The organism is Oleiphilus sp. HI0086, assembly GCF_001635225.1.
This window is the reverse complement of the sequence record NZ_LWFZ01000401.1, coordinates 1-546: the sequence shown is the minus strand read 5'-3', so window position 1 is coordinate 546 and position 546 is coordinate 1. Positions and strand designations below refer to the sequence as shown.

The window sequence follows — 546 nt, the reverse complement described above, 5'->3', positions numbered from 1 at the left end:
CGCTATCTCACAACACTGACTGGACTATTGGGCACGTTCACTCTGGTGCACTCGGTTGGGTAGCGATGATTTCTATCGGTGCGGTTTATCACTTGATTCCAAAGCTTTATGGCATTAAAGAAATGTATAGCACGTCTATGATCAACCTACACTTCTGGTTAGCGACTGCCGGCACGGTTCTATACATCGCCGCAATGTGGGTAAACGGTATTATGCAGGGCCTAATGTGGCGTGCAGTAAACAATGACGGTACCCTTACCTACAGCTTTGTAGAGTCTTTAGAAGCAAGTCATTCTGGTTATCTTGTTCGTGCAATTGGTGGTGCTATCTTCTTGTCAGGTATGCTTATCATGGCCGTGAACGTTTGGCTAACCATTAAGCAGAAAGATGCGAAAGCACTTGATACCGTGACTGAAGCAGCTTAGGAGAAGAGTCAATGAATCATGAGATAATAGAAAAAAACCTTGGCTTGATGATCCCTCTGATTGTCGTAGCTATCAGTTTTGGTTTCTTGGTAGAAGCAGTTCCACTGTTCTTCCACAAAGA

Annotated in this window: 1 protein-coding gene and 1 pseudogene; both read left to right on the top strand. The window is 44.3% G+C overall.

From position 1 onward, the window contains the following. Positions 1–425: cbb3-type cytochrome c oxidase subunit I (locus A3756_RS05000; RefSeq protein ID WP_197481178.1), on the top strand; the 425-nt coding region annotated here is incomplete at its 5' end. 11 nt (positions 426–436) lie between these two features. Further along, positions 437–546, top strand: a pseudogene (locus A3756_RS28605) (cytochrome-c oxidase, cbb3-type subunit II); the annotation flags it as partial.